The organism is Deinococcus sp. AB2017081, from assembly GCF_034440735.1.
In the GTDB taxonomy this organism is placed as follows: Bacteria; Deinococcota; Deinococci; order Deinococcales; family Deinococcaceae; genus Deinococcus; species Deinococcus rufus.
This window is the reverse complement of record NZ_CP140098.1, coordinates 3,426,857-3,440,073: the sequence shown is the minus strand read 5'-3', so window position 1 is coordinate 3,440,073 and position 13,217 is coordinate 3,426,857. Positions and strand designations below refer to the sequence as shown.

Genomic DNA, 13,217 nt, shown 5'->3' with positions numbered 1-13,217 from the left:
CAGGCTAGCAGTTCCGGCACAACGCGAAGTGCGTCACAATGGACGGCTGTGACTGTCCGCGACCGACTGCCGATCCGAGCTGGCACCCTGGGGGCCGTGGTGGCCGCCGCCGCGTCGCTGGCTGCCGCTGAATTCGTGCGTACCGGCCTGTATCTGCCGTACCTGGGGCAGGGCCGCGTGCCGCAGGAGGTGCTGGGACTGCCGCCCACCGCCGCCGGGCTGGCGTGGGCTGCCCACTTCGCCGCCGATTCCGTGATGCGTGGCCCGACGGGGCTGCTGATCGCCCGCTACGGCCTGCGCCCGGTGCTGGTGGCCGGGGCGCTGCTCATGCTGGGCGCGATCGCCCTGCTGCCGCTGGCGCACTCGGTGTGGATCCTGATCGTGATCGCCGCGCTGCACGGCGTGGGCTTCAGCGCCATGTGGCCCGGCACCATGAACCTGACCGCCGACGCCGCCGAGCCCGGCGTGCAGGGCCGCGCCCTGACGGCGGTGAGCATGGCGGTGGTGCCCTTCGTGGGGATCAGCTATTTCCTGTTCGGTCTGCTGCGCGATGGCCCCTTCATGACCGTGTACGCCGTGTGCCTGGGGGCCCTGGCCCTGTCGGTGGCGTGTGCGCTGCTGGTGCCGGGCCGGGCCGTGCGTGGCCCCAGCCGTGTCCCGACGCCCCCGGAGGAGCGGGCCCGCATCCTGCGCCGCCTCGCGCCGCTGCTGCCCGCCGCGCTGATGCAGACCCTGACCCTGGCCCTCTTCGGGGGGGTGCTGTTCAAGCTCCTCGACACCTTCAGCCTGCCGTACTGGCAGCTGGTCACGGTGCTGGCGGTGGGGGCCGGCGTGGCGTTTGCCTGTCTGCCGGTGGTCGGCAAGGTCGCGGATCGGGGCCGGGCCCGCTTCACGCTGACCCTGGGCTTCGGCCTGATCGGCGTGGGCCTGCTGGCCTTCGCGTTCACGCCCCCCGGCTGGACGCTGTTCCTGCTGGCGGCGGTGGTCGGGCTGGGCTACTCGGGGGTGCAGCCCGGCTGGGGGGCGCTGGTCACCGCCACCCTGCCCGAGGCGCAGCGTCCGGCCGCATGGGGGGTGCTCATGACCGTCGAGAACATCGGGACGGCGCTGGGGCCGGTCGTGGGGGCATTCATGTTCCAGCACTACGGGGCTCCCGGTCTGTTCGGTCTGGGAGCGGCCCTGGCCCTGGCCACCGCGCTGTTCTATCTGGTGTTCCGCCGGCTGTTTGTGCCACAGCCCCAGCTCGCCTGAGATGCGCGTGTGGCCGGGTGTGGCAGCCCTCGCGGCGGTGGCCCTGGCCGAGGTGCTGGGCCGGGCGGCGGGCTGGGGCGCCCTGGGGCCAGGGGACGCTGACACGAACCGCGTGGCCGTGACCTTTGACGATGGCCCCAGCGACCAGACCCCCGCGCTGCTGGAGGTGCTGAGCCGTCACGGCGTCCGCGCCACCTTCTTCGTCACCGCGCCGGCGTGTGTGGCCCACCCGGCTGAGCTGCGATCCCTGCTGGACGCCGGACACCAGATCGAGGCCCACGGACGCTGGCACACGCACGCGCTGCTGCTCCCCCCGTGGCGCGAGTGGGCACAGCTGCGCTGGCATCCCCGCGCCGCAGACAGTGGCCCGCACCTGTACCGGCCGCCCTACGGCGGACACAGCCCCCTGACCCGGCTGCTGGCCCGTGTGCACGGTCGCAGGGTCGCCCTGTGGGATGTCGAGGGCCGCGACTGGACACACGCGGACGCCGCCACCCTGGCCCGGCAGACCCTGGAGCGCACCCGCCCCGGCAGCGTGATCCTGCTGCACGACGGGCCGGCCGTGACGCCTGCCCTGCTGAACCGGCTGCTGGCCGGACTGGAGACACGTGGACTGACCGCCGTCACCCTGAATGAGCTCCCCGCCCGGAGGATCACGCTGCGGGCGGGGCTGGGGCGGCTGCGGGCGAGTTATGGAGGCTAGGCGACAGTCCGGCACCACTGCCCTGACATTCCGGATCTACACTGCGGCCCAGGAGGCAGTCTGATGGGACTGGTCATGCTGGCCGTGTTTCTGCCGATCATCTCGTTGGGTCTGCACTTTTCGAGAAGACAGGAACGTCTGAACCGGGCGATGGACGCGATGGACGATTCGCGCCGGGACGCGGGCTATGTCGGCCCCCACCTGCCTGGCCCGTTCTGATAAAGCGTCCCACCTAAGGATCGTGATGACCCATCGCTCCAGTTGCGACTGAGCTGGAGCACTCCAGACGACGCTCAATCACCTTCCGGGAAACGGCGCGGCTCTGCACAGAGCACCCCGCCTCTACCCGGCAGCGTCCAGCGCCCGGTCATCGCGGCGTATCTGCAAGCCTCTCAGCCCGGCGTCGGCTTGCTGACGCGCTGACGGCCGGCCATGGCGCGGCCCAGCGTCACCTCGTCGGCGTATTCCAGCGCCCCGCCCACGGGCAGGCCATACGCGATGCGGCTGACCGTGGCCCCCAGGGGTTCGAGCAGACGCCCGAGGTACAGCGCCGTGGCGTCGCCCTCGACGGTGGTGCCGGTCGCCAGGATGACCTCCATGCCCTCCGCGACGCGGGGCAGCAGGGGCTTGATGTGCAGGCGGTCGGGCCCGACGCCGTTCATGGGGCTCAGGACGCCGTGCAGGACGTGATACAGGCCCCGGTACTCGCCGCTGCGTTCGATCGCCAGGACGTCACCGGGTTCCTCGACCACGCAGATCACGCTCTGGTCGCGGCTGGGATCACTGCACACGTCGCAGCGCTCGGCGTCGGTGATGTTGAAGCAGATGGGACACGAATGCAGGTCACGCTTGGCTTCCAGCAGGGCGGAGGCCAGCCGCTCGATGTCCTCGCGGGGCTGCTCGAAGAGGTGGAAGGCCAGCCGCTGAGCGCTCTTCGCGCCGATGCCCGGCAGGCGCGACAGTTCGCGGATCAGGGCGACCAGGGAGGGGGGGTATTTCATGCTGGCCCCTGCGGGGCCGCAGGGGGCCGGCTTGCAACGCTGCGAAGCAGAGGGCAGAAGGCAGAAGGCGAAGAGATGGGGGATCGCTCCATCAGAAGCCGGGGATGCCCAGGCCGCGCGTGGCGTCCTGCTGCAGGGCGTCCGCCTTGGCGCTGGCGTCCTGCACGGCGACCAGGATCAGGTCTTCGAGGGCCTCGACGTCCTCGGGGTCGACGGCCTTCGGGTCGATCTTCAGCGCGGTCAGCTTGCCGTGGCCGTTCATGGTCACGGTGACCAGTCCGCTGGCGCTGCCCTCGACCGACTTGGCGGCCAGATCGTCCTGGATCTTGGCGGCGGCGGCCTGGGCCTGCTGCATCTGCTTCATCAGCTTCTTCATGTCCATCGTGAGGTCATTGTAGCCGGGCCACCGGCGGCACATTGGTGCCCGGTCATGGGTTGATCACGTGCCGTGCTCATGATGTGGCTCAGCACCGCCGGCTCAGGTGTGGCACCGGGGGGTGCCGGAGCACCTGAACGGTCCCGGCCGAGGGAAGGGAGGTGAGAGGAAGTCCCGTCCGGAGCCCACGCTCCGTGTCCGCCCGGCAGTTCGTCCGCCATCCACCCGACGGGTCAGACCCGCCGGCTGTCCATGTCCTGTGCCCGCTGCGGCCAGGACAGAGGGGGCGTCGTCATGCCTGCATCCCCGCGTCTGTACCGTCCGTCCCTGCCCCTGTGCCTGCTGCTGGGCGGCCTCCTGATCGCCAGCCACGCCCGCGCCGACGCGGCCGAATCGGCCGCCAGCGCCGGCTTCCTGACCCAGCCGGTGTCCGGCCTGGGCGACATGATGGCCCCGGTGCCGTGGGGCTGCGGCGGCGCGGCCCCCGCCACCCAGAGCATCCTGGAACTGCACTGGAACTGGCACTGCTCCTTCGACAACACCATCAATCCCGCGCTGGGGCGATTCCCCAACGACGGCAACCGCTTCTTCGGCTTCCACCGGCAGTTCCTGTACACCTTCAACACCTACCGCCAGAGCCAGGGGCTGCCCTTCGTGCAGACGTGGATGCCCTTCGCGGGGGCGACCATGCCGCTGGGGCACGCGGCCCGGCCCGACCTGGCGCCGTGCAACAACTGCACGACGCTGCCGAATACGTTCCGGTTGCCGTCGGCGGGGGGCACCTTCAATCCGGCGACGACCACCCTGGAGGACTACGGCAACTCGCTGGTGCCGTGGCACAACGGCACCCACGTGGCGATGGCCGAGGCCGGCGGCAATCCCGGCAACAACTGCTTCCTGCCGACCAGTCCGCTGCACTTCCGCGACATCATGTGCGTGACCACCGCGCCGCGCGATCCGATGTTCTTCCGCTTCCACAACTTCGTGAACGACCTCCAGGACGAGCTGCTGACCTTCCAGGACACCGACGTGATGGTCGTGTTCGACAGGTCTGGCTCGATGACCCTCCCCAACGGCACGGGTACCGACACCCGCCTGAATTCGGCCAGGGCGGCGGCCAGCCTGTTCGCCGACCTGATGCGTGACGCCAGCAACAACCGCGTGGGCCTGCTGAGCTTCTCGACGGCGGCCAGCCCCAGCCCCGAGCTGCCGCTGACCCTGGCGAGCAGCGCCCCGGCGGCCATGACCACGGCCCTGGCGGGCATCAGCGCGGGCGGCGCGACCAGCATCGGCGGCGGGCTGCTGGGTGCGGTCACGGCGCTGAACGCCAGCAGCAACCCGCACAAGGCCATCCTGCTGCTCACCGACGGCGTCGAGAACACCGCCCCGATGATCGCGGACGCGGTGGGCCGCACCCCGAACCAGCTGCGCGACACCCACGTCTGCGCGGTGGGCTTCGGCACGCCCGGCAGCCTGGACGGCCCGAGACTGCGCGATCTGGCCGAGCGCCAGGGCGGCACCTACCGCGCCGATGCCGATCCGCTGACCCTCAAGAAGTATTTCGTGGAGTGCTTCGCGGACATCTTCGATACCTTCGTGGGGAAAGACCCGATCGGCACGCTGGCGGCCGGACAGCAGGGCAGTGCGCCCACCGTGCACGTGGCCAGCGGGGACGGCGAAATCGTGTTCGTGTCGTCGTGGGACACGGCGGTGCCGCCCGGCAGCCTGCGCCTGGCCGTCACGTCGCCGTCGGGCACGCCGGTCAACCTGAACGCGCCGAATGTCGAGAGCCGCTTCGGGCCGACATGGCACATCGTGCGCGTCAAGACCCCGTACCTGCTGGAGCGCGATGGCCGCTGGACGGCCCGTCTGACCCGGCCCATGCGCTCCTTCGTCAACGGCTTCACGCCGGACGCCTTCAAGACTCCGGCGGTGGGCACGGCCCTGTACGCCCAACAGCTGACCCAGCTGTGCGCCGACGGCTGCGCCAAGACCCTGTTCTACGAGGAGGCGAAGGCCAGCCTGATCCACCACAGTCACGGCAACGCCCTGTACCCGGCCGTCATCAACACGAAAAAGGCGGGGGTCACGCCGGTCGTCGACCGGGTCGCCACGCCCGGGGCCTTCGCGGCGGCCCTGAAGCGCGGCGGTTATGACCTCGTGGTGGCGTCCCTGCTGCCCGACAGCGGCCCACAGGTCTACGACGACCTGCTGGCCGAGTGGGCGTGCTCCGGCAAGGGGCCGAAGATCCTGCTGAACGACGTACGGAAGGAGGGGGGCGAGGCCACGCTGCGCTGCCTGGGCGCGCTGCGCACCGACGAGCGCGGCTTCAGCGCCATGAAGGGCGACGGCTCGGTCTTCAGCGGGTCTGTGGGCTTTGCGGCCATGCCCATGGCCGGCATGACCATGCGCCCCGACACGGCCAGCTTCAAACCGACCGGCGCGGCGGGCACGGGCACGCCCGGCGTCTCGCCCCAGCGCGGCGCGGTCATCGTGTCCCGCGCGGCCGTCAGCCCGAACGCCCCGGCCACTGCCCAGCGCTACTTCATCGAGTCGCTGGCGTCGGGCACGGCCCGCGTGCGGCCCCACACGTGGCGCAGTCCCAACTACACCGGCGAAGCCCTGCACCCGGCCTTCCACATCCCCGAGCCGTACATCCCCCTGGGCGGCTTCGACAGGGTCACGGCCAGGGTCGAGGTCACCCGGCCGCTGGAGAGCCAGGGCCGCCTGTACGCCGGCACCGATGTCAAGGAGGGCACCCGGCGGGAAGGCGATCCCCTGACCCTGCGCCAGACGGCCGACCTGCGCGTGAACCCCCGGCAGGCCGCCGGTGCCGTGAAGACCGAGACCCTGAGCTTCCCGCTGAACGATCTGGGTCAGGACGGCGACACCAGTGCGAACGACCGCTACTGGGAGGTCGCCCTGCCCGAGAAGGTGGCCGAATTTGACGGCGAGTACACCTTCCACGCCTACTTCACGATCTGCCGGGGCACGCTGTGCTTCGACCGCGAGGCCCAGCAGACGGTGGTCGTGGACGCGAAACCCGACCCGCGTGCCAGCAAGGTGCAACTGGTGCAGACCCCTAACAACGTGGCGGGCGTGGCGAACGTGCTGTACACCCCGCTGGACGCCGCCGGGCTGCCGCTGGGGCCAGATCGCCAGTCCCAGCTGCGGTTCACTGGCAGCAAGGGCGTGGAGGTCAAGGAGGTGCGTTCTGTGGATGCGGCCGGCACCTACGCGATCACGGCCACCTACGACCCGCTGAACACCAACCCGACCCTGACCGTGGCCCCCTTCGGGCGACCGGCCGAGGGGCAGGAGATTGCGCTGAGGTAGGTGGCGATCGATCAACAGCAGGCACCGGCAAAGCGAACAGGACGATGTGTTCGCCGGTGTCTGCTCTACAGCGCCGCGATCCGGGCGTGTTTGGCCCGCCGGTACAGCTGGGCGGGGCGGCCCACGCCGGTGCGGCGCTCGCCGCTGGGCGTCAGGATGCCCTGCGACAGCAATCTCTTGCGGAAGTTGCGCTTGTCCAGTCGGCGGTTCAGCACGGCCTCGTACACGCCCTGGAGTTCGGGCAGGGTGAAGGTGTCGGGCAGGAATTCCATGGCGAGGTTCCCGTACTCCAGCCGCAGTTGCAGCCGCCCGATCGCCTTGTCCAGGATCGCGTGGTGGTCGAAGGCCAGGGCGGGCGGCTGGTGGGCGCTGAGCCACTCGGCCCCCAGCGTGTGCCCGCCCGCCGTGACGTGCACCGTGCCGTGCGGCAGCACCGCCAGATGCGCCACCGACACGATGCGGCCGCGTGGATCGCGGTTTACCTCGCCGAAGGTATAGAACTGCTCCAGATGGCGAGGTTCGAGCTGCACGGTGGTCTCGGTGCGCAGTTCACGCAGGGCGGCCTCGTGGAGTTCCTCGCCCGGGTAGACGAAGCCGCCGGGCAGGGCCCAGTCCCGCGCGTGGGGCAGGGCGCCGCGCTGTACCAGCAGGACGCGCAGTTCGCCGCCGTGCATGGCGAAGGCGGCCACGTCCACCGCCAGACCGACCTGGGTGGCCTGCGGGGGAAGGGTCAGCCGGGTCATGACCGGATGGTAGGTTCGTGTATGTGGTACGTCAAGGATAAGTGTCTAGCACAGTGGGGGGCAAGACGCGTCCGGACGTGCTCGACAGCGTGTTTCGGGCAGACGTCGGGCTGCCCTTCGGGGCACGCGCGCCCCCGCTGGGACGGGCGCCGATCCCCGCTGTTCTGAGAAGCGTGCAGGATCGGTGACGGTCAGGCCGCCGCCCGCGCGTGGTAAACTGAAGTCTACCCGCCACGGCGTGGTACAGCCGCCGGAGCTCCAGCGTGAGACCCGGCGCGCGGAGGTGATGAACATAGCGAAAGAACACAAGGTCAACGAGCAGATCCGCGTGCGCCAGATCCGTCTGATCGGCGCGGAAGGTGAGCAGGTGGGCATTATCGACACGCGAGACGCCATGAACATGGCGCGTGAGGCGGGCATGGATCTGGTCATGGTCAGCCCGCAGGCTGTCCCGCCCGTCTGCCGCCTGCTCGACTATGGCCGGTTCCGCTACGAGCAGCAGCAGAACGAGAAGGAAAACCGCAAGCGGGCCCGTGCCCAGGAAGTCAAGGCGATCAAGTTCCGCGTGAAGATCGACGACCACGACTTCAACACCAAGACCGGCCACGTGCGCCGCTTCCTGGAGGAAGGGCACAAGGTCAAGGTCACGATCATGTTCCGTGGCCGCGAGCGTACCCACCCGGAACTGGGCGAGCGCATCCTGACCCGCGTGTCGGAGACCCTGGCGGACATCGGCGCGCCCGAGAGCATGCCGAGCATGATGGGAATGGACATGAACATGATCATGGCCCCCAAGGCAGCCCCGGCGCCCCGCAAGGAACGGCCGGACGACGAGGGTACGGTGGCTCCTGTCGCCACCACGGCCCCGGCGGCCGCGCCGGAGCCCACCGCGACGCTCTGAACATACCCCAGAAGGCCGGGCGGCCCACCGTGAATGGTGGGCCGTCTTCCCGTCTTCCATGCTTTATAAAGTAAACTGACGGGCATGGAGCAGCGCTCCGGGAGGACGACCATGATCAAGATGTACACCACCAGCTGGTGCAGCGACTGCGTGGCCACCAAGCGTGCCCTGACCAGCCGTGGCATCCCCTACGAGGAGATCAACATCGAGCAGGACGAGCAGGCCGCCGAGTACGTGATGAGCGTGAACGGCGGGAAGCGCAGCGTCCCGACCCTGGTGTCCGGCGACGTCGCGGCCAGCCTGAGCGGCTTCCGGCCGCAGAAGCTCGACGCCTTCCTGGCCGAAGCCGGGCTGTAAGCGCAGAACGAATACGGGCCGCCTCCGTCGGGGGGCGGCCCGTCCTCGTGTGGTCAGCGTTCGGCAGGCACCGGGCGCAGCGTGTAGATGCCGGGATCGCTGGGGTTGCTGGAGGCCACCAGCTGCCCGACCTCGACCGCATCCGGTTCGGCCAGAATGCGCGTGAAGTCCGAGGCGCTGAGTACGGTCTCGCGCACCGGCAGCTCCTGGCCCTGTGCCCAGCGCACGAGTTCCGACAGGGCCTGGGCCCCCGCTGCGCCGAAACGCGGCCCGAAGGCGGTCGCCGTGACCACCGCCGACGCTCCGGCACCCTGCCCGGTCACCAGCAGCGCGGCGTATCCGGCCCGTGTCCGTTCGCCCTGCCGATCCGTCACCAGGATCAGCTTGCCACCGGTCAGTTCCGACCCCTGCACGCGGGCCATGATGGCGTTCAGCGTTTCCTGTGGCGCTCCCGGCACTCCCAGCGGATCGGCGACGTTCATGGGCGCAGTGTAGCGGCCCCGGTCACATCAGCGCCCGGTGATCCGTGAGCATGCAGCGGTCCTGCACGACCTCGATCCCGTGGGCCTCCAGCTCCTGCGCCACGCGGTCGTCGCGGATGCCCTGCTGGAGCCACACGACCCCGGGCAGCGGCTGCATGGCCAGGATCTCGTCCAGGTGCCCGCGCACCTTGTCGCTGCGACGGAACACCTCGACGATATCGACCGGCACGCTGATCTCGGTCAGGGACTGCATGGCCCGCTGCCCGAAGTACGACTCGCCCCGCGCCGCCAGGGCGGGATTCACGGGGATCACCGTGTAGCCCTGGCGCTGCAGGTACTCGGGGACGAAGTGGGCCGGCTTCATGGTGTCCGGGTGGAAGCCCAGGACGGCCACGACCTTCGCGCCCTTCAGGATGCGGGCCAGATCGGCGCTGCTGGTCACGGCGCCTGCCCGGCGGCATAGGCCGCGTGCGCGGCGTCGAGCGTGGCTGCCAGTTCCGTGTCGGTGTGCGCGGCGCTGACGAAGATGCTCTCGAACTGGGACGGCGCCCAGTAGATGCCGCGCGCGAGCATGCCCTGGAACCACGCCGCAAAGCCCGCCGTGTCGCTGCCCGCCGCCTGCGTGTACGTGCTCACCGAGCCGTGCGGCGCGTCCTGGTGGAACGCCGTGAGCATCGAGCCGATGTGGTTCACGCTGATCGCGACACCCGCCGCAGCCGCGGCGTCCTTCAGCCCCGCCGCGAGCCGGGCCGTGTAGACGTCGAGCCGCGCATAGATGTCCGGGTCGGCCTCCAGCGCGCTCAGGGTGGCCAGGCCCGCCGCCATCGCCAGCGGATTGCCGCTCAGGGTGCCCGCCTGGTACACCGGCCCCTGCGGCGACACGAACTCCATGATCTCGGCCCGGCCGCCATAGGCCCCGACCGGCAGGCCCCCGCCGATGATCTTGCCCCAGCAGCTCAGATCCGGCTCCAGGCCCAGCAGGCCCGTTGCGCCGTTGAGGCTCAGGCGGAAGCCGGTCATGACCTCGTCGGCAATCAGCAGGGCACCCGAGGCCTTCACGCGGTGCAGCGCCGCCAGGAAGTTTGGCGTGGGGATCAGCACTCCGGCATTCCCGACCACCGGCTCGAAGATCACGGCCGCGATCTCGTGCCCGCGCGCCGCGATCAGGGCGTCCAGCGCCGCCGGGTCGTTGTACTCGGTCACCAGCGTCAGGCCCGCGTACTCCTGGGGCACGCCCGCGCTGCTGGGGGCCGCCGCGCCCAGGGGGCCGTCGGCGTTGGTCATCAGGCCGCTGCCGGCCTCGACCAGCAGGCCGTCGGCGTGGCCGTGGTAGTTGCCCCGGAACTTCACGATGAACTTGCGGCCCGTGAAGCCCCGTGCCAGCCGCAGGGCGCTCATGGTCGCCTCGGTGCCGCTGGACGTGAAGCGCACCTTGTCCGTGCCGGTCAGGCGCGTCACCAGTTCGGCCAGTTCCACCTCGCGCGCCGAGGGGGCGCCGAAGCTCGTGCCGCCGTTCAGGGCGGTGCCGATGGCCTCACGCACCGCCGGATGGTCGTGACCCAGGATCATCGGGCCCCACGACCCGATGTAGTCGATATAGCGCGTGCCGTCGGCGTCCGTGAGGTACGCGCCGTGGGCCGAGGCGATGAAGCGCGGCACCCCGCCCACCGACTTGAAGGCCCGCACCGGGCTGTTCACGCCGCCCGGCGTGACCGCCTGCGCCCGTGCGAACAGGGCCTGCGACTGCGCCGTGCTGGACGGCCCGGCGGAAGACGATGCTGGAGGCAGGGTCGCGTCACGGGTCATGCCATCACGTTAGCGCGGGCTGCCCCGGTGGAAGGCAGCCCGCGCTTCTTTACGGTGCGGCTACAGACCCAGCAGACCCGCTGCGGCCGTGGCCGTGAGTTCCTGGCGGAACGGGGCGACCAGGGCCTTCTCCTGCGCCGTGGCGGTCTGGACGGTGCCGTTCAGATCCGGCGCCTGGCCGCGTTGCAGGGCGGCCGCCGCCTGGGCAAAGTCGATGTCCGGCAGGCCCAGGCCCCGGTTCACGCCGCTGCGGACGGCCGCGTAGCGCTCGGCGCTCATGCCCTCGCGGGCCAGGGCGGCCGACTGCGCCGTGCGGGCCGCGCCGATGCTGCCGCCCACCTCGCGCAGGACGTTCAGCACCTGCACGATGTTGGGCGTCTGCCCGGCCTGGATCTCGGTGAAGACCTGCTGCGCCCCGGTGAATGAGCTGCCCAGGGCCGTGCGGACATCACGGCGCACGCGCACGAACTTCTGCACGTCCGCCTGGGTCAGGGGGGCCGCCGCATTCCCGGTCGGGGCCGGGGTGGTCGTCCCGTTCTGTGCTCCCGGGGTCTGCGTTCCGGTCGTCTGCGTCTGGGGCACGGTCCAGCCTGCCAGGAACTGCTGCGCCGGCCGGATCACCGCGAACCACGCCACGGCGGCCAGCACCACCAGCACCAGCAGCGATCCGCCGCATCCCAGGCAGCCACATCCCACTCCACGTCTCTGTGTCATCCCAGTCCTGTACGCCCGCAGGGGCCGCCGGGTTCCCGGCCCGGTTGACAGGCGGTGTCCGGACGGTGCTTCATACGACTCGTCTGCACAATTCAAGCCGCGCCCCGCCGTGGGACGCCCCGGAGGCCCGATGACCGTACGATCCCGCTCCATCACCCTGAGCACGCTGCTGCTCGGCTCGCTGACCCTGTCCGGCTGCGCGCCGCTGCTGTACTCCAGCGACACGCGCGTGCAGGACACCCGCACCTTCCGGGCCGTGCCGCCCACGCTGACCGCCACGCCGGGCGCGACCCTGACCCAGGGCGTCATGCCGGGCATCCAGGGGCAGGCCGCGTATGCCATCGAGGTGCCGGATCGCTGGAACGGCACGCTGGTCATGTACACCCACGGCTACGCCGGCACCGGCGCGGACGTGAAGGTACAGGTGCCGGCCCTGCGCGAGTACTGGCTGTCGCAGGGCTATGCGTGGGCCGCCAGCTCGTACAGCAGCAACTACTACGACGTGCGGGCGGGGGTCGAGGACACCAACGCCCTGGCCCTGGCCTTTCCCCGGCTGACCGGCAAGGCGACTCCTGGTAAGTACGTGATCGTGGGCTTTTCCATGGGCGGACACGTGGCCGGCGCGGCCGTGGAGGCCGAGACCATGCAGACCGCCCGCAACCGCGTGACCTACGCCGCCGCCATGCCCATGTGCGGCGTGATGGATCAGGACTACGAGTTCCAGTGGCTGGGCGACTACACCGCCGCCGCCGCACAGCTTGCGGGCACCAGCTCCGGCGCGTATCCCGACACGACCTTCCAGAAGCGCCTGCCCGAGACCCTGGGCAAGCTGTTCACCAGCTTCAGTGGCCCGGTGTGGCAGGAGAACGACGGAGCGGGCGCGAAACTGCGCGACCTGGCCAGATCCCTGACCGGCGGTGAGCGGCCCGTGTTCACCCTGGGCTTCCGCCTGGGCGGCTACCAGCAGGCCGTGCTGAGCACCGGCGGTTCGGACGGCACCCTGACCGGCATCCTGCCGCGCAACCTGTACAGCAACCAGGGCGTGACGTACCGCTGGACGACCGGCGATCCCACGGCCGACGAGACGGCCTTCAACGCCGCGCTGCCCCGCACCGCCGCCGCGAACGAGCCCAACCCGCCGCGCTGGGACGGCGTGCGCTGGCTGCCGCGCGTGCAGGGGCAGATCAGCGTGCCGGTGCTGACCATGCACACCACCGGGGATTTCTACGTGCCCTTCCGCCACCAGCAGCTGTACCGCCAGCACGTGAACGCTCAGGGCCACGGCGATCTGCTGGTGCAGCGCTCGATCCGCGCGGCCGGGCACTGCGAGTTCACGGCGGCCGAACTCGTCGAGGGCTTTGGCGCCCTGATGACGTGGCAGACCACAGGTCAGAAGCCAGCAGGCGACGACGTGACCACACCTGCCGTGATCGCCGACCCCAACTACGGCTGCGCGTACACACGCGGCACCCGCGCCGGCGTGGCTCCGTGCCCCGGTGCAGCTCCAGCCCCAGCTGGTTCGATGTAGTCCAGCCGCGTGCAGGCGA

The 13,217-nt window shown here is 70.5% G+C and carries 14 protein-coding genes; 7 read left to right on the top strand and 7 right to left on the bottom strand.

Going from position 1 to position 13,217, the window contains the following annotated elements; all coding sequences use genetic code 11:
• The first annotated feature begins 48 nt into the window (after window positions 1-48).
• The 3 genes from U2P90_RS16755 (at window position 49) to U2P90_RS16745 (ending at window position 2,173) form a co-directional block, all read left to right on the top strand.
• A complete protein-coding gene (locus U2P90_RS16755; RefSeq protein WP_295822523.1) occupies window positions 49-1,251 on the top strand; it encodes an MFS transporter in 1,203 nt (400 codons plus the stop codon).
• Between the two features lie 19 nt (window positions 1,252-1,270).
• Window positions 1,271-1,954 (top strand): polysaccharide deacetylase family protein, encoded by a 684-nt coding sequence (locus U2P90_RS16750; protein WP_322473021.1) that lies wholly within the window; start codon window positions 1,271-1,273, stop codon window positions 1,952-1,954.
• 63 nt (window positions 1,955-2,017) lie between these two features.
• Window positions 2,018-2,173: a hypothetical protein gene (locus tag U2P90_RS16745; protein WP_322473020.1), complete on the top strand. Its 156-nt coding sequence runs from the start codon at window positions 2,018-2,020 to the stop codon at window positions 2,171-2,173.
• A gap of 173 nt (window positions 2,174-2,346) precedes the next feature.
• Here the strand turns inward: U2P90_RS16745 and recR are convergent, their stop codons facing one another.
• Both recR and U2P90_RS16735 read right to left on the bottom strand, forming a co-directional pair.
• On the bottom strand, window positions 2,347-2,955 hold the full coding sequence (gene recR / locus U2P90_RS16740; protein ID WP_295822518.1) for a recombination mediator RecR: 609 nt from the start codon (window positions 2,953-2,955) through the stop codon (window positions 2,347-2,349).
• Between the two features lie 91 nt (window positions 2,956-3,046).
• Window positions 3,047-3,337: a YbaB/EbfC family nucleoid-associated protein gene (locus tag U2P90_RS16735; protein WP_295822516.1), complete on the bottom strand. Its 291-nt coding sequence runs from the start codon at window positions 3,335-3,337 to the stop codon at window positions 3,047-3,049.
• 288 nt (window positions 3,338-3,625) lie between these two features.
• Between U2P90_RS16735 and U2P90_RS16730 the strand changes: the two genes are divergently transcribed.
• Entirely contained in the window at window positions 3,626-6,667 is a 3,042-nt protein-coding gene (locus tag U2P90_RS16730) for a vWA domain-containing protein (protein WP_322473019.1), read from the top strand.
• A gap of 65 nt (window positions 6,668-6,732) precedes the next feature.
• Here the strand turns inward: U2P90_RS16730 and U2P90_RS16725 are convergent, their stop codons facing one another.
• The gene (locus U2P90_RS16725; protein WP_295822513.1) at window positions 6,733-7,410 is read right to left on the bottom strand and encodes an NUDIX hydrolase; all 678 of its coding nucleotides are present in this window, start codon (window positions 7,408-7,410) and stop codon (window positions 6,733-6,735) included.
• Window positions 7,411-7,693: 283 nt separating this feature from the next.
• On the opposite strand from U2P90_RS16725, the gene infC reads away from it, so the two are divergent.
• Both infC and U2P90_RS16715 read left to right on the top strand, forming a co-directional pair.
• Complete coding sequence (infC, locus tag U2P90_RS16720) at window positions 7,694-8,311, top strand: translation initiation factor IF-3 (protein ID WP_295823035.1); 618 nt, start codon at window positions 7,694-7,696, stop codon at window positions 8,309-8,311.
• Between the two features lie 111 nt (window positions 8,312-8,422).
• The gene (locus U2P90_RS16715) at window positions 8,423-8,668 is read left to right on the top strand and encodes a glutaredoxin domain-containing protein (protein WP_295823034.1); all 246 of its coding nucleotides are present in this window, start codon (window positions 8,423-8,425) and stop codon (window positions 8,666-8,668) included.
• Window positions 8,669-8,721: 53 nt separating this feature from the next.
• On the opposite strand, the gene U2P90_RS16710 is transcribed toward U2P90_RS16715, so the two are convergent.
• From U2P90_RS16710 to U2P90_RS16695, 4 genes are read right to left on the bottom strand one after another with little or no spacing between them, the layout of a single operon-like run.
• Entirely contained in the window at window positions 8,722-9,150 is a 429-nt protein-coding gene (locus U2P90_RS16710; RefSeq protein WP_322473018.1) for a DUF3197 domain-containing protein, read from the bottom strand.
• Between the two features lie 22 nt (window positions 9,151-9,172).
• Entirely contained in the window at window positions 9,173-9,592 is a 420-nt protein-coding gene (locus tag U2P90_RS16705; protein WP_322473017.1) for a CoA-binding protein, read from the bottom strand.
• Window positions 9,589-10,956 (bottom strand): glutamate-1-semialdehyde 2,1-aminomutase, encoded by a 1,368-nt coding sequence (gene hemL, locus U2P90_RS16700; protein WP_322473016.1) that lies wholly within the window; start codon window positions 10,954-10,956, stop codon window positions 9,589-9,591. The genes U2P90_RS16705 and hemL overlap by 4 nt, the downstream gene beginning before the upstream one ends.
• Window positions 10,957-11,016: 60 nt before the next feature.
• The gene (locus U2P90_RS16695) at window positions 11,017-11,670 is read right to left on the bottom strand and encodes a hypothetical protein (protein ID WP_322473015.1); all 654 of its coding nucleotides are present in this window, start codon (window positions 11,668-11,670) and stop codon (window positions 11,017-11,019) included.
• A gap of 130 nt (window positions 11,671-11,800) precedes the next feature.
• Here U2P90_RS16695 and U2P90_RS16690 point away from each other — a divergent pair, with 130 nt between their 5' ends.
• Complete coding sequence (locus U2P90_RS16690) at window positions 11,801-13,198, top strand: alpha/beta hydrolase (protein ID WP_322473014.1); 1,398 nt, start codon at window positions 11,801-11,803, stop codon at window positions 13,196-13,198.
• Window positions 13,199-13,217 lie beyond the last annotated feature (19 nt).